At 44.1% G+C, this 17,627-nt stretch carries 15 protein-coding genes; 9 read left to right on the top strand and 6 right to left on the bottom strand.

From position 1 onward, the window contains the following. The first annotated feature begins 66 nt into the window (after positions 1-66). Entirely contained in the window at positions 67-1,470 is a 1,404-nt protein-coding gene (adeC, locus tag J699_RS12450) for an AdeC/AdeK/OprM family multidrug efflux complex outer membrane factor (RefSeq protein WP_032867114.1), read from the top strand. A 71-nt stretch (positions 1,471-1,541) separates the two neighbouring features. Here the strand turns inward: adeC and J699_RS12455 are convergent, their stop codons facing one another. Continuing rightward, positions 1,542-2,564 carry an AraC family transcriptional regulator gene (locus J699_RS12455; RefSeq protein ID WP_032867111.1) on the bottom strand — a complete coding sequence of 341 codons (1,023 nt, stop codon included), beginning with the start codon at positions 2,562-2,564 and terminating at the stop codon, positions 1,542-1,544. 165 nt (positions 2,565-2,729) lie between these two features. On the opposite strand from J699_RS12455, the gene J699_RS12460 reads away from it, so the two are divergent. The 5 genes from J699_RS12460 to J699_RS12480 all read left to right on the top strand — a co-directional run bounded on the left by J699_RS12460 (position 2,730) and on the right by J699_RS12480 (position 7,679). After that, a complete protein-coding gene (locus J699_RS12460) occupies positions 2,730-3,770 on the top strand; it encodes an NAD-dependent epimerase/dehydratase family protein (RefSeq protein ID WP_032867109.1) in 1,041 nt (346 codons plus the stop codon). A gap of 23 nt (positions 3,771-3,793) precedes the next feature. After that, positions 3,794-4,741 carry a metal-dependent hydrolase gene (locus tag J699_RS12465; protein WP_032867107.1) on the top strand — a complete coding sequence of 316 codons (948 nt, stop codon included), beginning with the start codon at positions 3,794-3,796 and terminating at the stop codon, positions 4,739-4,741. A 7-nt stretch (positions 4,742-4,748) separates the two neighbouring features. Beyond that, entirely contained in the window at positions 4,749-5,645 is an 897-nt protein-coding gene (locus J699_RS12470; protein WP_032867106.1) for an alpha/beta fold hydrolase, read from the top strand. 57 nt (positions 5,646-5,702) lie between these two features. Then, complete coding sequence (locus J699_RS12475) at positions 5,703-7,205, top strand: flavin-containing monooxygenase (RefSeq protein WP_032867105.1); 1,503 nt, start codon at positions 5,703-5,705, stop codon at positions 7,203-7,205. A gap of 78 nt (positions 7,206-7,283) precedes the next feature. Beyond that, a complete protein-coding gene (locus J699_RS12480; protein ID WP_005286749.1) occupies positions 7,284-7,679 on the top strand; it encodes an acyl-CoA thioesterase in 396 nt (131 codons plus the stop codon). A gap of 44 nt (positions 7,680-7,723) precedes the next feature. Here J699_RS12480 and J699_RS12485 read toward each other — a convergent pair whose 3' ends face one another. From J699_RS12485 to J699_RS12500, 5 genes are all read right to left on the bottom strand, one after another. Beyond that, the gene (locus J699_RS12485) at positions 7,724-8,665 is read right to left on the bottom strand and encodes a Dyp-type peroxidase (RefSeq protein WP_032867104.1); all 942 of its coding nucleotides are present in this window, start codon (positions 8,663-8,665) and stop codon (positions 7,724-7,726) included. A 53-nt stretch (positions 8,666-8,718) separates the two neighbouring features. Continuing rightward, positions 8,719-9,507 (bottom strand): formate dehydrogenase accessory sulfurtransferase FdhD, encoded by a 789-nt coding sequence (gene fdhD, locus J699_RS12490; protein ID WP_032867102.1) that lies wholly within the window; start codon positions 9,505-9,507, stop codon positions 8,719-8,721. Between the two features lie 27 nt (positions 9,508-9,534). Continuing rightward, positions 9,535-11,943 carry an FdhF/YdeP family oxidoreductase gene (locus J699_RS12495; protein WP_032882776.1) on the bottom strand — a complete coding sequence of 803 codons (2,409 nt, stop codon included), beginning with the start codon at positions 11,941-11,943 and terminating at the stop codon, positions 9,535-9,537. 216 nt (positions 11,944-12,159) lie between these two features. Continuing rightward, the gene (locus J699_RS19495; RefSeq protein ID WP_005231060.1) at positions 12,160-12,333 is read right to left on the bottom strand and encodes a cbb3-type cytochrome oxidase assembly protein; all 174 of its coding nucleotides are present in this window, start codon (positions 12,331-12,333) and stop codon (positions 12,160-12,162) included. Between the two features lie 43 nt (positions 12,334-12,376). Continuing rightward, a complete protein-coding gene (locus J699_RS12500; protein WP_032867100.1) occupies positions 12,377-13,195 on the bottom strand; it encodes a hypothetical protein in 819 nt (272 codons plus the stop codon). Positions 13,196-13,554: 359 nt separating this feature from the next. On the opposite strand from J699_RS12500, the gene J699_RS12505 reads away from it, so the two are divergent. From J699_RS12505 to J699_RS12515, 3 genes are all read left to right on the top strand, one after another. Further along, positions 13,555-15,000 (top strand): cytochrome ubiquinol oxidase subunit I, encoded by a 1,446-nt coding sequence (locus J699_RS12505; RefSeq protein WP_032867099.1) that lies wholly within the window; start codon positions 13,555-13,557, stop codon positions 14,998-15,000. Continuing rightward, positions 14,993-15,997, top strand: coding sequence for a cytochrome d ubiquinol oxidase subunit II (gene cydB, locus J699_RS12510; RefSeq protein WP_032867096.1), 1,005 nt, complete (start codon positions 14,993-14,995; stop codon positions 15,995-15,997). Before J699_RS12505 ends, cydB begins: the two co-directional genes overlap by 8 nt. A gap of 198 nt (positions 15,998-16,195) precedes the next feature. After that, the gene (locus J699_RS12515) at positions 16,196-17,608 is read left to right on the top strand and encodes a PLP-dependent aminotransferase family protein (RefSeq protein ID WP_032867094.1); all 1,413 of its coding nucleotides are present in this window, start codon (positions 16,196-16,198) and stop codon (positions 17,606-17,608) included. Positions 17,609-17,627: the final 19 nt, after the last annotated feature.

Here is a 17,627-nt window from a genome sequence, read left to right as displayed (position 1 = left end):
AGAGGGAATCAACGGATTTCCTCTGACTCCCCTCTGTATTTATCCTCATCTTATTTGGAGAAGACCATGTCTAAAGCGACTGTCTTATCTCGTGGCTTACTAGTGTCTACGCTTTCAATTGCCCTAACGGCATGTATGAATCTGCAGGCACCCCAACCTGTAATTCAATCCGATATTCCACAAAATTTTTCTCAAACCACAACTGGAAATTCGATTGCCAATCAGGGTTATCAACAATTTTTTTCTGATGTACGTTTATTACAAGTGATTGAAATCAGTTTAAATCATAATCGTGATTTACGTACTGCGGCACTTAATATTCAGCGTGCGCAACAGCAATATCAGATCAGTAAAAATGAGCAGCTGCCTACCATTGGAGCAAATGGTAGTGCGGTACGACAGGTGAATCCATCTGTAAATCCAAACAATCCCTATTCAACTTTTCAAGTCGGTCTAGGGATGACGGCTTATGAGCTGGATTTTTGGGGCCGAGTCAAAAGCTTAAAAGATGCAGCACTGAATCATTACCTTGCCACCCAAAGTGCACGAGAAGCCACACAGATCAGTTTAGTCAGCCAAGTCTCACAAGCTTGGTTAGATTATGCCTATGCAAAAGCCAATTTAAACTTAGCTGAACAGACCTTAAAAGCACAGCTCGACTCTTATAATCTGAATAAAAAACGTTTTGATGTTGGCATTGATAGTGAAGTCCCGTTACGACAGGCACAGATTTCAGTTGAAACCGCCCGCAATGATGTCGCGACGTATAAGACTCAGGTTGCACAGGCACAAAACTTACTGAACCTATTGGCTGGTCAAGCGCTTCCTCAAAATCTTTTGCCCCATCAAGCCGTAAAAACCATTAGTGCTGAAAGTCGCTTTGCAACGGGCTTAAGCAGTGATTTACTGAATAACCGTCCAGACCTAAAAGCTGCTGAATATCAACTCCGTGCTGCTGGAGCTAATATTGGTGCTGCCAAAGCACGTATGTTCCCCACTATTAGCCTGACAGGATCAGCTGGCTATGCATCGGCAGAACTAAAAGATTTATTTAAGTCAGGAGGCTTCTCTTGGTCAGTTGGACCAAGTATTGATATACCAATCTTTGACTGGGGAACGCGTAAAGCCCATATTAAAATTTCTGAAACTGAGCAAAAAATTGCTGTTTCCGACTATGAAAAAGCCATTCAATCCGCTTTTCGTGAAGTGAATGATGCTCTTGCCGCCCGTGCTCATATTGATGAGCGTTTGAGTGCACAACGTCGTTTGGTTGCTGCAACCGATACCACCTATAAATTATCCACGGCTCGCTTTAGAGCAGGCATTGACAATTACCTGACCGTACTGGATGCGCAACGTTCTGCTTATGCCGCCCAACAAGGCTTACTGATGCTGGAACAAACCAAGTTGAATAACCAGATCGAGCTTTATAAAGCCTTAGGCGGCGGATTGTCTCAACCAGCAGCGTAGATTTCCACTTTTTTGCACTCGATCTTTAGTTAAGGTATCTCACTTTTTTGTCTGAAATGAACAACCTGATGTTAACTAGAGATCGATTCTCGTAAATTGCGATATTGCTTTGGGGTCTGATTTGTCCAACGCTTAAATGCACGGGTGAAATGGGTAACATCAGAGTAGCCTAACTTCTCTGAAATAGAGGAAATACTATATTCATGATGATTCAGTAATTTTTTAGCATATCGCTCTCGGACTTGATCCATGAGCATCTGAAAAGTGGTTCCCTCTTTTGCCAATTGACGCTGTAACGTTCGCTCAGTCAGATGCAGCTTATCTGCAACCTCTTTCATTTTGAAAAAACCTTCCACCTCATCAAAAAGCAATTCACGCACCAAAGCCGTGAGTGGATGTTTCTCACCACGTTTAGCCACCAACTTGTTCAAATCATGTTTACATTGTTCTCGCGCCAAACGTGCAGCTAAGGGATCTGCCATAATCAGCGGCAGTGCCAAGTAACTTTCAGGGAAAATCAGTCGGTTATGGTCTTGATTAAAACTGATCTCACAAGGCAATAACTCTTGAACTTGCTGTAGAAATGCAGGTTCAGCATAATTCAGTTCAGCCTTAATCTTTAATTTAGTTCCAGTGATGGCATTGGACATCTGCGCAAAACCTACTATCAGAAAGGTCATGCCGACAATCCCCATCTTAAAGTTTGTCATCGGCTGGTCTAAATAAAGTGAAGCCAGTCCATTTTCAACTTCAAGACGCGGTTTTAATGCAGGACAACGCAGACCAATAAACTGCTCCATGACATTCAGTGCTTCACCAAGATTTTGTGAAACCATGGCGGCCAGACCAACTGAGCCATGACATGACACGGTCATTTGTAATCCGAGATAAACGCCCAACGCAGGTTCATGGGTGAGTTCAACCGCTCGATTCAATAAATTATTGAAAATATCAAAATCTAAATACCAAAACGGTTCTGAAAGTTGCTCGACGCCAACGCCACTTCCTTCCAGTAATTGCTCGGGAGAAATATTTAATTTTTGTACCACGTCGGCCATCAGACTGACGTAGGTTCCAGGTAAAGATGGATTCACAAGCGTTATCTCATCAATGTTTTATACAGAATGTCGTAAAATGGTCAAAACTGTCATTTCAAGAACTATGACACATATCGGTGATTCGGCATAGTACCAACAATAAAATTGTCGCATTTTTATCCAGCTCGATTCTGGATACTAATTGAAGGAAGTTGGTGAGATATGAAAGCTCTGGTTACCGGTGGTGCTGGTTTTATTGGTTCGCATATTGTGCGTGCCCTGCTCAATGAAAATTATGAAGTTCGCGTATTACATCTGCCTCAGGAAAAACTAAGCAATCTTGAGGGGCTGGATGTTGAACTGATTGCAGGCGATATTACCGACCCCATCAAAATGGATGAAGCTGTTGAAGGCTGTGATTTAGTCTTTCATACCGCTGCGATCTACGCCTTATGGCTGCCAAAACCAGAGTTGATGCGTAAGGTCAATGTTGAAGGCACGCGTATTGTTCTCAATGCCGCGAAAAAAGCTGGTATTAAACGGGTGGTTTATACCAGTACAGGTGCATGTTTTGCAGGCCAACCCAAAGGCATTCAGGCCACAGAACAAAGCCCTTTTGCTTTAGGTGTAACAGGTGATGCTTATGTACTGACCAAATTTGAAGCACACCAAATTGCCTTACAGTTTGCAGCAGGCGGTCTAGATGTGGTGATCGTTTGTCCAACAGGCCCAATTGGTCCCCAAGATATCGCGCCAACGCCAACAGGAAAATTACTGTTAACAATTGCCCAGATGCCAGCGCTCGCTGTGCCAGCTGCGATCAACAATATGATTGATGTTAGAGATGTTGCCAAAGGCCATGTGCTGGCTGCAGAAAAAGGCATAGCAGGTGAAACCTATATTCTGGGAAATAGAGATCTAGATGGTGTTGCCATGGCGAAAACTGTGCATCATTTATTGGGCATTTGGCGACCTGTGATAACCATTCCCCACCTGATTGAAGGTGTTTCCTCCCAACTAGCAGGACATGCCGCGTTATGGGTGACCCAGCATATTACCCACAAAGCACCTTTGGTCACCCCATCAGCAGCAAAAATCGGGCAATTAGGCACATCTTTTAATTGCGCCAAAGCGGTACAGCAATTGGGTTTACCACAAACGCCCATCGAGATTGCTGTCCGAGATGCACTGCAATGGTTTGCTGCCAATGGTTATATCCAGTCCCGCAGCTTAATCAAAAAAATTGAAGCGATTTCAATCTGAGCCAAACAGACAGGAGTCGAACGATGAATAAGTTTATTGATCATCAGATTATTGCCCGTAAAGTACATTTTGATTTTTCCCAAACCCCTCGCCACTGGGTTCCCGATGATGTATTGGCCACTCATGTACTCAACAGCATGCATGTGTTACTGCCTGCTGTTGAGCACTGGTTCTGTCGTCTTGCCAATAAAACCTTGCCCTATGTCAACGATAAAAATCTGAAAGCCGATATCCGTGGATTTATTGCTCAGGAAGCTGCTCATGCCAATGCACACAAGGGCGCTGAAATTTATTTCCAGACCCATGGTATAGACCCGACACCTTTTAAACATTTTTTAGAGTGGATGTTTAAAGATGGTTTTATGGGCGATACCCCCTTTGGAATTTATGGACCTTTTAAACGCTATTCGAAACAGTGGCTTGCCTTTCGTATGGGCATCATTGCCGGTTTGGAACATTATTTTTGCTTCTTCGGCACTTGGGTGCTAGATGCTGAAGGTCTCGAACATGCCGACCCTACGATGCTGGATATTGTACGTTGGCATGGTGCCGAAGAAGTTGAACATCGTACTGTTGGTTATGATGCTTATCGTGCACTGGCTGGTGATCATCTCAAAGGCTATTTAGGTCGTCAGCTCAGTATGAGCTTCGCCTTTATTGCAATGGTCGGGTTCTGGTTAGGTGCATCTGTGTATCTGTGTAGGTTGGACAATACCCCTGAAGCAAATCGAATTTCCCGCAAGAATCCATTGGCGTTGATTTGGGAGTTTCAGCAAACCGCAAAGCAGAAAAAAAGCCTCCCCGATCTGGTGATGATTCTGACCGCACTGAAAGGCTGGAGTAAATTTAACTATCATCCGGAACATGATGGTGATGTGAAAAAGGCGCTGGCTTATATCGCAAATTCCCCTGCTGCCCAACAAGTTGCCGAAGCCTATGCTCAAGCGCTTGCAGCCAAAATGAATCGCTGAGGCCGTTATGAAAAGTGATCAGCTCATTCTGCAACGTGACGGATTAAGCTTGCAGGCCAATCTGTATGGTGATCCTAATCGTCCTCTAATGGTGTTGCTACATGGCTTTCCAGATACACCGCATTGCTGGGACAAGCTTTACCCGATTCTGGTCGATGCAGGCTATCAGGTTCTCATCCCTTGGTTACGGGGTTATACACTCGATTCAGTAAGCAGCAATGCTCACTATGGCTTGGCCTCTGCAACTGCTGACTTAAAAGCTTGGTTAGAAATACTTGGTGCTCAAAAATTTCATCTGGTGGGACATGACTGGGGAGCAGCTATCGCCATGTGCTATGCCAGTCAATATTCGGCCTCGCTGTATAGTATGAGCTTGCTGGCCGTTCCTCCGATTCCTGCCATGAAGAATATTTTGATCAATTTAAAAAATTTTCCAAAGCAACTCTATTTATCTTCTTATATGTTGCTGATGCAATCGCATTTTGCCAAAACCTTGCTCTCGCAAAATCAAGCTGAATTTGTTGCGAAAATCTGGAAAAAATGGTCACCCACATGGCAATTTACACAAGCAGATTTTGCAGCCACGCGTGAGGCTTTTAGCCAGCCGCAAATCGCATGGGCAGCCACGCGCTACTACCGTAGCTTATTTGCAGTTCATCATTCTATCAACTTAAAGGCCAACCGAGATTTACTCCGCCCAATCCAGCTTCCCACATTGGCTTTGGCTGGATTGGATGATGGCTGCATGAGTATTCCATTACATCGGGCTTTGGCCCAATCCAGACATTTTCCTCAAGGCTTACGCAGTATTCATTTACCCAATTGTGGGCATTTCTTACAGGCAGAGCAACCGCAGCGTGTTGCTGAGTTACTGCTTGAGCATTTTCAACAGACCGCCGTCTAAATACTAATTTGAACCTTTTTGTTTAGGTGTATGTCTATTTCATACCAGGATTTTCCAATGAATAAAGCAGTTAAACCATCCAAACCCACCCAACTGGTTGATGTATTGATTATTGGTGCAGGACCCTCTGGACTGAGTACCTGTATAAAGTTAAAGGAGCAAGGCATTCACAATGTCGTGATTGTGGATATGGCCGAGCGTATTGGTGGTACATGGGCATTGAATGATTACCCAGGCCTGTTTTGTGATGTTCCCAGTGAAATGTATTCTCTAGGCTTTGCACCCAATCCTAATTGGTCACGCACATACGCCCCTCAGGCTGAAATTCGCCAATATTTAGAAGATGTGGCACATCAGTTTAATATTGTTCCTCAGATTCGGCTGGGCACTGAAGTAATCGAGGCTCAATGGGACAAAGGATTGAATCGCTGGATGATCAGTACAGCGGATGGTAAAAGCTACAGTGCGAAATTTTTTGTTCCGGCAACGGGCTTCATTGGCGAAGCCAAAATGCCGAGCTTTCCGGGACAAGAGCAATTCAAAGGCACCATGTTCCATTCAGGTAAATGGAACCACGAATACGATTTAACCGGTAAACGTGTTGCCGTGATCGGTAGCGGTGCATCAGCAATTCAATTCTTACCCGCAATTCAGCCAAAAGTTGGTCATTTATACAGTTTCCAACGCACCCCATCTTGGGTACTGCCTAAACCTGATTTTGCTGTGCCAAATATTGTGAAAACTGTTTTCAAAAAAGCACCATTGCTAGAAAAAATCATTCGTGAAGGTGCTTTGTGGAGTTTAGAGCCCTCACTTCCTGTATTTATGAACATCAAGATCATGGAAAAGCTGCAAGCTCTGGGTAAACTCAATATCAACCTCAGCATCAAAGACCCTGAAATGCGTCAGGCAGTTACACCTACACATACCTTGGGATGCAAACGCCCGATGTTTTCCAATAACTGGTATGCTGCGCTGGTGAAACCCAATGTATCTGTGCTGTTCCAAGGCCTTTCACATATCACTGAACATGGGGTTGTCGGTGAAGATGGCAAAGAAATTCAGGTAGATGCGATTATTTTTGGTACAGGTTATGCAGTCGCTGAGCCTGCGATTTATAAAATAATTAAAGGGGTTGAAGGTCGTAGCCTGAGTGATACATGGCAACGTCAACCCCGCGCTTACATGGGAATGGCCATTCACGGCTTTCCGAATATGTTTATGATGCTCGGTCCTAATTCGCAAAATACAGTCGGCTCAGTAATGTGGACGGCAGAACAACAATCCGTCTATATTTCAAAAGCCATTAAACTCATGCAACAACGACGTATCGACTACATTGAAGTGAAAGAAGCCGTACAAAAACAATTTAATGCCCGCATCGATAAACGTCTGGCGAAAATGCCCGTCAGAGCTGATATCTGTAAGAGCTATTATTTAGATGACGCCGGTCGTAATCATATCATCTGGCCCGAATTTGGTTTTGTGATTAAACACAAACTGCACCATGTGAATCTGAAGGACTACCGCGAAAGTAAAGTGATTAAAGTAGTCGCCTAAGTCTGTTATCAGGGCTGACGTATGCAAGCGTCAGCCTTTATAGTAGATGGGTTTAAATGAGAAAATAATTACTTCACTATGTTCACACTTTCGATTACCCCAAGATTCTATGAAACCGATGCTTTCGGGCATATCAACAATACCGTGATCACAGGCTGGTTTGAAACCGCACGCGAACCTGTTTTTCGTCTATTTAACCCAGGTATGGAAATTAAAAATCTGCCTTTGATTCTGGCGCGTGTTGAAGTCGATTTTGTTGCCCAGATCTATTATGGTGCTGATATTGAAATCAAAACATGGATCGAGCATATCGGTAATTCTTCATTCGTAGTCGCACATGAAGCTTGGCAAAATGATCATTGCGTTGCCCGTGGCAAGGCGGTTCAAGTGTATTTTGATTTCAGCACACAAAAATCAGGGCGTATTCCTGATCAATTCCGTGAACAGTTACAACAATATCTGATAAGCCAATAAAAATTTCCCGCTGAAATAAATGGCTTCATTTCAGCGGATTCAACTTATTCGCCTAAATCTTCGAGAAAATCAAAGGTCGGGACAAAAAACAAGCTGCCTGAAACAGGTGTACTGAAATCCAGTAAGCGGTCGACATGTCCGGTTTCTTTACCCAAGAACATATTCTCAAGCATGGTTTTGGTGATATTAAAAGAACGGGAATAGCCAATAAAGAAGGTGCCATATTCACCTTCAGTTGGATTGGAAAATGGCATATTGGCTCTTAAGATTTTAAGTTCATTGCCGTCAGCATCATGTGCCTTACTCGCCACATTATGTGCACTTTGCGGTTTGACATCATCACCCAGCTCGACATCATCATATTTCTTGCGTCCAATAACTTTTTCCTGTTCTTCAGTGCTTAGACCTTTCCACATCTCCATGTTATGCAGGTATTTTTGGATAAATACATAACTGCCACCAATGAACTCGGCATCTTCTTGCCCGACATAGGCAATCTCTCTGGCAATTTCATGTTCAGGATTTTCAGTCCCATCGACAAAACCAAGAATGGCACGACCATCAAAATATCTAAAACCTTTGGTTTCACTAATTGGATAGGTATCTTGTTTTAATTGCTCATGCAAAATTGAGGCAAGTTCATAGCAAATCGCCATCTGGTTGGCACGGATATGAAAGAATAAATCGCCTGTTGTCGCTACCGCGGTATGTCTTGGCCCTTTGATCTCTTGAAAGGGTGCCAGCTCTTTCGGTTTATTTAAATCAGGGAACAGCAAATCCCAGGCATTTGAGCCAATTCCCACTGAAGCACTGAAATTACTATTCGGAAAACGATTGGTCAGACTGCGCACCAATGCGGAAAAATTAGCAAGAAAATCGATAATCCCTGAATGATCTGGATTAGTATTGATGCCAAGTACGATAAATAAAGCATTTTCACCTGAAAGATTATTAATTACAGGCTGAGGTCTTAAAGGTATATTCATAATATCGGGGAATAAAAAAACTTAATGCTCATATCCTACACATTTTTTTAGATTTATTCTGTATATAACACAAAGCTCTCACCCCGACAAAAACTGGCCAACGTAAGGTTTAATTGTTTGGCCATTTCAATTGCCATACTGGTTGGCGCAGAAATGGTCGCCAATAAGGCAATATTGTATTGTGCGCATTTGCGAATCAGCTCATAACTGGCGCGACTGGTCATCATCACAAAGCCCTCGGCAACATTCAGCTTTTGCTCAGCCAAATGACCAAGTAGTTTATCCAAGGCATTATGCCTGCCGACATCTTCAAAGAGTGCCACGATTTGCCCTTGGACCACCCATGCCGCAGCATGCGCACCACCAGTGAGTTCAGTAATTTTTTGTCGAGCTTTCAGTTGAGCAATGGCATTTGGTATTTGCTTGAGCCACAAGGACGAAACCTTGCTGCTCACCAATGGCAGGTCAGCATAAAATTGCTTTAAGCTCTCAATCCCGCATAAACCACAGCCAGTCCGACCCACCATCATTCGGCGATGTTGTTTGAGTGCCATAAATGCACGCGATGAAATCGTCATATCGACCTCAACCCCTAATGCATTGTGACGAATTTCAAGCGAATACAACTCATTTAAGCTTTGTAATATCCCTTCCGAAAGACTAAACCCCTTGGCAAAAACCTCAAGGTCTGATGGCGTTGCCATCATCACGGCATGCGAGATGCCATTATAAATCAGCGCTACAGGATACTCCTGAACAATATAATCCATTTCATTTTCAGAATGATCCTGATGGAAACGATGCACAGGCACCGTTTCATAGCCGCGTGTTTTGGTATCCACAATTGACCTCTTTACTTAGATGCGCGTCTAGACGCCACCCACCCGTTCATTGGCATGTTCAGGATCGACTGCAACCGCCAAGTTAAAATGCTCAGGCGCCTGACCTGCATGCAGGATCACCGGGATACTTTTTGATGCTGGAATTTTGGCATATTTATCATGACTGCCTAAGGCCACCAGCGGATTGGTCTCTGGATAATAGGCGGCCAGACTGCCTTGCGGAATGTTATACGGCACGATACGGAAACTATGCACGATTCGTTTAACCCCATCCGAGAAGACACTTTCGATATCAACCCATTGATCAGCTACAAAGCCTGCTGCATCAATATCTGCCTGATTCATAAACAGTACACGACGTTGCCCGAATACACCACGGTAACGGTCATCCAGACCATATAAGGTAGTATTGTACTGGTCATGCGAACGTGTGGTCATCAAGGTATACACCTGCTGCTCGCTATAGGCAGCAGCATACTGGTTTTCTTTATCTTCATACACTTCGGACAATGGTGTAATCAAGAACTGTGCTTTGCCACTTGGCGTGTTCCAGACATGCTGATTGGCAGGATGTTCCAAGTGAAAACCACTCGGTTGATAAACCCGCTGGTTAAAATCATGGAATTCGTCAAACACCTCGGCAATCGAATCACGAATACGGTCATAACTTTCAATATACCAGCGCCATTTCACCTTACTGTCGGGTAACGCGGCTTCCGCCATACGCGCCACAATATCGGGTTCAGACAAAATATTTTCAGAGATCGGTAGATTACGCCCTGCCGAAAGATGCACGTTCGACATTGAATCTTCTACCGAAATCGCTTGAGGGCCATGCACCTGCATATCCACTTCAGTACGCCCCAGACATGGCAACATCAAGGCGTCCTGACCACACACCAGATGGCTACGATTCAGCTTGGTAGTAATGTTGACGGTTAGATTACAACGGCGTAAAGCTTCTTGGGTATAAGGTGTATCTGGTGTTGCAACCGCAAAGTTACCGCCCAGACCAATAAAGACTTTGACATCACCTTCATACATTGCCTTGATGGTATCGACCACGCCAAAACCATGTTTACGCGGTGACTTGATACCAAATACACGATCAATACTGTCGAGTAGCTTATCACTTGGATTTTCATTGATGCCCATGGTGCGGTCGCCCTGCACATTACTATGCCCACGCACTGGACACAGCCCTGAACCCGGTCGTCCGATATGACCGCGTGCCAACATCAAATTCGCCAGCATATGAATATTGGCAGTGCCGTGACGATGCTGGGTAATCCCCATACCCCAACAGAAAATAGCCGTTTTTGCATCGAGATACATCTGGGCAATGGATTGTAAATGTTCAGGTGAAAGTCCGGTGTGCTTGTGAATTTCTGACCATTCAGTCCGGTCAATTTCCGCCAGCATCTCATCGAAGCCAATGGTATTCATTTCAATAAAACTGCGGTCGAAAACGCTATGCTTCCCTTGGGCAAGGGCTTGTTTATCCCATTCCAGTAAATGCTTCATCACCCCAAACATCAGCGCGTAATCACCGCCAATTTTGGGCTGGAAGTAATAGCGACTGATCGGGGTACTGCCATTGGTCATCATTTCCAGAGGAGCTTGCGGATCTTGAAAGCGCTCCAAACCACGTTCTTTAATCGGATTAATCGCAACAATATTCCCTCCTCGTCTTGAGACCTCTCTCAGGGTGGCCAGCATCCGTGGATGATTGGTGCCGGGGTTATGCCCAAAACTAAAGATGGCATCCGCCTGATCAAAGTCATCCAGAATAACGGTCCCTTTACCTAAGCCAATTGCATCTTTCAAACCCACACTGGTGGTTTCATGACACATATTGGAACAGTCTGGAAAGTTATTGGTACCAAAGCTTCTGACGAAAAGCTGATATAAAAAAGCCGCTTCATTACTGGCTCGTCCCGAAGTATAGAATGCCGCCTGGTCAGGATGGTCTAAGGCTTGTAAATGTTTGGCAATCAGCTGAAATGCATCATCCCAAGAAATCGGCACATATTTATCCGTGACTGGATCGTAGCGCATCGGGTCGGTTAAACGCCCTAAGTCTTCCAGATAAAAATCACTCTGCTCGGCTAACCAGCTGACTGTATGCTGAGCAAAAAACTCTGGTGTCACGGTTTTACTGGTGGCTTCAAAAGCAACGGCTTTGGCACCGTTCTCGCAAAAGTTAAAGGCATGGGCATCTTTTTTCTCTGGCCATGCACAACCGGGACAGTCAAAACCGGTCGGCTGATTGATATTAAGTAAAGTAATCGAACCTTTTTTAAGGATATCCTGACGTTTGAGATTGCGTGCCACACTCAATAATGCGCCCCATCCGCCAGCAGGCTGGGTATATGGCTCAATTCTCGCGTAGCCATTATTTTCTTGTTTATGAATTGTTTGTTCTGAATGATCCATTACATCGCCCTCAGCTGAGCTATTTTCATTTCTTACTGCTCTAGAAGTAACATGAATCTGCTGATTTTTCTATTCCAGATTTGTCTTATTCTCTGATCGTGAGACTGGCCAGCGCTATCCTGCTAGACAACGAATTAAACAAAAAGGTATTGGCACCGCTGGCTTGCCTCTAAGATGGATCAAGATTGAGCTCAGGTATGTATTGGGTTGAGCAAATTACTTATTGGCTGAACTGAGTTGCTGTGCTTCAGTGGTATTATGCTTTTGCTGCGATGGCATATAATCAGGTTGATTACTGACTGCCAGAAAGAAAAACACCAGAAATAAACAACCGAGCAAAATACTGATACCCACTGCTAAATAGGGAAATTTGGATTGCTGTTGCGACATAAGGTCCGCTCCTGTTCAAAGATTAAGAAATGTTTAACCTTGTTTATATCGTGGACAAAACTTTAAAACTGGCACCATTTTGAATCCGGGTCTGCATATATTCAGCATAGACTGACAACTTCTCGAAAATATGTTCGGAATAAAACATATCTTCAATCAGATGCGCAGCCTGCTGTTCGGTAAACTGGCCAATATTTGCCACCAATCCGGCATTCAGACTGGAAAATAAGGTACAAATTCCTTTATGGAATTCATCTTTATTTTTAAACAACAGTTGGCGCATATTGATCATGTCATGATTCACTTGAGGTACATCCTGACCGCTATCAATCACCGTAATTCTGACCTGTAGATAATCTTGCAATATTTTGAGCTGATGCATATCGATCGGCAGATGAGTCACCAGAAAAATATGGGAAATATCTGTTCTGCACAGGGCTTTCACCAGACTCCGAAAAAGAAAATCCTGCTCATTTTTCGGATCATGCACCAGCTCAATATAGAGTCTCAGACTATCAAGCACCTCTTCGATCTTGAGATGGATGCTTTTCTCCGCCTGATAATACGGATTCAAAATGGATAAAACTGATGTTGTAATCGGCGTGGTATAAATTACCGGCTGATTTAAATTGGCAATAATAAACGGCGCAAACACATAAGCCAGATGTCCTTCATTTTCTGCAATGGGGGCCTGGGCAATGTAGGTGACTTTTTCTTTAGAAAAATCTCTAAGCACCTTGCCTCTTAACAACGTTGCTTCAAGATTGACATATTCAAGTTGTAACTGTTCTTGTACTGATTGCGATGGTGCCTTGCCCTGAAAAAGCCGGGGCAATGCATTAAGCTCAGGGGTTATAAACATAATTAAACGCCATTCAGTCCGAAGTAAGGTCAGATAAACGACTTACAATGCTTGATCATTATTTAACACACTGTATCGTTGTGTATGCTATTTTGAATGAGCATCTTGATACTGAATAGCTACAGAATTTTGCAAAAAAAATATAACAGATTACCTAGCTCAAGCTTATCTGTTATAAAAAAACAAGAAGAAATTGTACCTACTCATATACAGCAGAACACGGGATGATGGATAAAACTTAAAAGGCTTTTAAATCCAACCAGAACAATGACAAGGTTCTATGTATTTTCAGTCGTTTAAGTCCGTTCTTTCACATTTTCCTAGCGACTGCTTTACTCGTCTGTTATAGGAGAGGATATATGGATCTCGGTTTTACTGCCTTAGAATTAGCCCGAATACAGTTCGCCTTTACTGTTTCATTTCACATTATCTTTCCTGCCACCTCGATTGGTCTGGCCTGTTTTCTGGCCATGCTGGAGTGGAAATGGCTTCGCACCCAAAATCCAATTTATAAGGATCTGTTCAAGTTCTGGATCAAGATCTTTGCAGTTGCCTTCGGTATGGGCGTGGTTTCCGGTGTGGTGATGAGCTATCAGTTCGGAACCAACTGGAGTGAATTTTCCCGAATCGCAGGGAGCGTAACTGGCCCCTTACTGACCTATGAAGTACTGAGTGCTTTCTTCCTCGAAGCGGGCTTCCTCGGCATCATGCTGTTCGGTTGGGGACGGGTCAGTCCCAAGGCACACTTTTTTGCCACATTGATGGTTGCCATCGGCACCTGTATCTCCATGTTCTGGATCCTGTCCTCCAATAGCTGGATGCAAACCCCACAAGGATTTAGCATTGAAAACGGGATCGTGATTCCTACCGACTGGTGGGCGATTGTTTTCAATCCATCCTTCCCTTATCGCTTGGCGCATATGGCGGCGGCGGCATTTTTAGTCTCGTCACTTCTCGTGGTGGGTACTGCTGCATGGCATTTAATTAAAGGCCGTCGCGATGAACTGGTCAAAAAATCATTTTCGATGGGTCTATGGATGGTTCTGGTCACTTCATGTCTGCAAGTGGTGATTGGTGACAATCATGGTTTAAATACCTTAAAGCATCAGCCCGCCAAACTGGCAGCCATTGAAGGACACTGGGAAACCAACCATAACGAGTCCATGCCACTCTTGCTTTTCGCCATTCCGGACATGGACAAAGAGGAAAATCTGTATGAAGTCGGAATTCCGCATCTCGGCAGCCTGATCCTGACCCATTCGCTGGATGGAAAAGTCACAGGTTTAAAAGACTTTGCAGCTGAAGACCGTCCCAATGCCACCATTGTGTTCTGGAGTTTCCGCGTCATGGTCGGTCTGGGCATGCTGATGGTACTGCTTTCACTGGTTGCTTTATGGCTACGTAAAACCGGCAAACTGTATGGCACTTCATGGTTTCACAAATTTGCTTTCGTTATGGGACCAGCAGGTTATATCGCCCTGCTTGCAGGCTGGGTCACCACTGAAGTCGGACGCCAGCCCTGGGTGATTTATGGCGTGATGCGCACCAAAGATGGTCTGTCGCAGACCGTTACCGCCGATCAGGTCGGCATCAGCCTGATTATCTTTGTGGGGGTCTATACCATTGTTTTTGGTAGCGGTATTTACTATATGCTGAAACTGCTGAAAAAAGGTCCTGAATTTATTGATGCCATTGAACATGAACCCGCAGGTCCGGGACATTTCAAAACACCGATGCGCCCACTGAGTGCTGTCGATGAAAGCATTGACGGGCAAGATCAAAGTAAGGAGAATTACCATGATTGATTTATCTCTGATCTGGGTCGGTATTATTGGTCTGGGCGTACTGATCTATGTGGTGCTGGACGGTTTTGATCTCGGCATTGGCATCCTGTTCCCCTTTATTAAAAACCGTGAAGAGCGCGATGTGATGATGAATACTGTCGCGCCCGTCTGGGATGGCAATGAAACCTGGATGGTGCTTGGTGGTGCAGGCTTATTTGCTGCTTTTCCACTGGTCTATTCCACCGTGCTTTCTGCCTTGTATATGCCAATTACCTTGATGGTGATTGCATTGATTTTCCGTGGTGTCGCCTTCGAATTCCGCTTTAAGGCCAATCGTACCAAGCATTTATGGGATCAGGCCTTTATCTGGGGCTCGGTCTTGTCCAGCTTCTTTCAGGGCGTGATTCTCGGGGCATATATTCAGGGAATCCAGACGACCAACGGGATTTTCTCAGGCTCGGGTCTGGACTGGCTAACCCCTTTCGCAGTGTTTACCGGACTGGGTGTGGTTGCCATGTATGCAGCACTGGGTTGTGGCTGGCTAATTATGAAAACAGATCATGAATTACAGGACCAGATGTATCGGTTAATGCCGAAGCTGATCATCTTGTTATTTGTGGTGTTTGCTGGCGTCAGTCTTTATACCCCGCTGACTCACCCTGAAATTGCAGCACGTTGGTTTGCCTTGCCAAATCTGCTGTATTTTAGTCCTGTACCAGTTTTGGTATTGCTCTTTACTGCCTTGATTTTAAAAGCCTGTCAAAAGCGTCAGGATCTAAAGCCATTTATCTACACCTTGGCACTGGTGTTTTTGGCCTTCACCGGTTTTGTCATCAGTTTATGGCCGCATATTATTCCGCCATCGGTTACGATCTGGGAGGCAGCAGCCCCTGCTTCCAGTCAGAAATTTGCACTGGTGGGTGCGGTGATTCTTATTCCGATCATCATTGCCTATACCATCCTTTCCTACTGGGTGTTTAGAGATAAGGTCCGTGTCGGTGATGCAGGTTATCACTAAGGAGGAAGGTTGCATGAAAATAAAATCTCAGCATTTAAGTTCAACGCAATGGTTTATAATCTTATGGTTACTTGGATTTTTTGCACTCGCCATAATTGCTGGTCTATTTAGACTACTATTGATGTTTGCTTATTAGAACTAGGAATGGAGCAGCCTTTTTAACAAGGCTGCTCCGTTTATTCGGATCAGCCCTATTTTATGTATAAATCAGAACAGTTAGCGCATAACCTGAAACTTCTCATTGAAAACGGGACATGGAAGCCACATACCAAACTGCCATCTTTACGTGAACAGGTCCAGCGCTCAGGCTTTAGTCTCATTACTGTCATGAATGCCTATCAGGAACTGGAAGCACAAGGCCTGATTTATTCCAAAGAAAAATCGGGATATTTTGTCGCTGAGCACAATCATATCCAGATTCCGCAAGCCTATTCAGTGGTGTCTTTAAATCCCAAAATTGAAATTAACTCGCTGGTATTTAAATATCTTAAATCGATTCAATCCAAACACGTCAGTCCATTAGGCTCTGCTTTTCCAGACAGTCAGTTGCTCTATCCCCCCAAACTGATTCAGATCATGGGGCAACTTTCCCGTAATCGGCAGAGTTATGATCAAACCACCAATCTGCCACCGGGCAATTTAGCGCTCAGAAAACTGATCGCGCAACGCTATTGCATGCAAGGCATCCCCACGGATGCAGATGACATTGTCATTACATCCGGCGGTCTGGAAGCCCTGAATCTTTCGCTGCAAGCGATTACGCAACCAGGCGATTATATTTTGTTGCAGCAAACTATTTTTTATGGGGCCTGGCAGGCTGCAGAACGTTTAGGACTCAAGGTGATTACCATTCCTGAGCATCCGCAACATGGCTTTGATATAGAAGCTTTTGAACAGGTCATTAAAAATTATCCGATTAAAGTTTGCTGGTTTATGCTCAATGCACATAACCCGATCGGATTCACGGTCAGTGAGGAAATTAAATATAAAATTGCCAAATTATTGCATGAGCATCAGATCCATTTGATCGAAGATGATGTCTATGAAGAACTGTTTTATGGCAATCAAAAACCTTTGCCGATGAAGTATTTTGACCAGCAAAATCTGGTGCTGCACTGCTCTTCTTTTTCCAAAACTCTAGGTTCAGGTTTCCGTATGGGCTGGGTTTATGCAGGCAAATTTTCCGAGCATATTCAGCATCTACAGTTGATGAGCACCATTTCAGCCAATGCGCTGATCCAGAATGCACTGGTTGAGTTTCTCTCTCATCATCATTATGAAAAGCACCTCAGAACGCTCAGACGTGCTTTGGAAAAGAATAAAAAGCAGTTCTTTCAATATCTCAAACAGAATTTACCCAAAGGCTGTAAGGTCTACAATTATCCGAGTGGGTATTTTCTCTGGATTCAATTGCCTGATAAAGTCAGCAGTATGAAAATTTATGAACAATTGATCCAGCAACAGGTCGGCGTTGCTCCCAGTCCTTTATTTAATGTATTGCCTTCACATCAACATTTTATCCGTATGAACTGCTCTTTTGAATGGACAGAACAGATTGAACATGCTGTCGTGCAATTTATCAATGCCATTCAAAAAGAAGTACTCATCTAATTAAATTTCGGGAAAGCAT

Source organism: Acinetobacter sp. 1000160 (assembly GCF_000588715.1).
Taxonomy (GTDB): domain Bacteria; phylum Pseudomonadota; class Gammaproteobacteria; order Pseudomonadales; family Moraxellaceae; genus Acinetobacter; species Acinetobacter courvalinii.
This window is presented reverse-complemented; position numbering and strand designations above follow the sequence as displayed.

Excerpts from the sequence above, each read along its gene's own strand:
- adeC (WP_032867114.1), top strand. The coding sequence starts at position 67 with ATGTCTAAAGCGACTGTCTTATCTCGTGGCTTACTAGTGTCTACGCTT.
- J699_RS12460 (WP_032867109.1), top strand. The coding sequence starts at position 2,730 with ATGAAAGCTCTGGTTACCGGTGGTGCTGGTTTTATTGGTTCGCATATT.
- J699_RS12465 (WP_032867107.1), top strand. The coding sequence starts at position 3,794 with ATGAATAAGTTTATTGATCATCAGATTATTGCCCGTAAAGTACATTTT.
- J699_RS12470 (WP_032867106.1), top strand. The coding sequence starts at position 4,749 with ATGAAAAGTGATCAGCTCATTCTGCAACGTGACGGATTAAGCTTGCAG.
- J699_RS12475 (WP_032867105.1), top strand. The coding sequence starts at position 5,703 with ATGAATAAAGCAGTTAAACCATCCAAACCCACCCAACTGGTTGATGTA.
- J699_RS12480 (WP_005286749.1), top strand. The coding sequence starts at position 7,284 with ATGTTCACACTTTCGATTACCCCAAGATTCTATGAAACCGATGCTTTC.
- J699_RS12485 (WP_032867104.1), bottom strand. The coding sequence starts at position 8,665 with ATGAATATACCTTTAAGACCTCAGCCTGTAATTAATAATCTTTCAGGT.
- J699_RS12495 (WP_032882776.1), bottom strand. The coding sequence starts at position 11,943 with ATGGATCATTCAGAACAAACAATTCATAAACAAGAAAATAATGGCTAC.
- J699_RS19495 (WP_005231060.1), bottom strand. The coding sequence starts at position 12,333 with ATGTCGCAACAGCAATCCAAATTTCCCTATTTAGCAGTGGGTATCAGT.
- J699_RS12500 (WP_032867100.1), bottom strand. The coding sequence starts at position 13,195 with ATGTTTATAACCCCTGAGCTTAATGCATTGCCCCGGCTTTTTCAGGGC.
- J699_RS12505 (WP_032867099.1), top strand. The coding sequence starts at position 13,555 with ATGGATCTCGGTTTTACTGCCTTAGAATTAGCCCGAATACAGTTCGCC.
- cydB (WP_032867096.1), top strand. The coding sequence starts at position 14,993 with ATGATTGATTTATCTCTGATCTGGGTCGGTATTATTGGTCTGGGCGTA.
- J699_RS12515 (WP_032867094.1), top strand. The coding sequence starts at position 16,196 with ATGTATAAATCAGAACAGTTAGCGCATAACCTGAAACTTCTCATTGAA.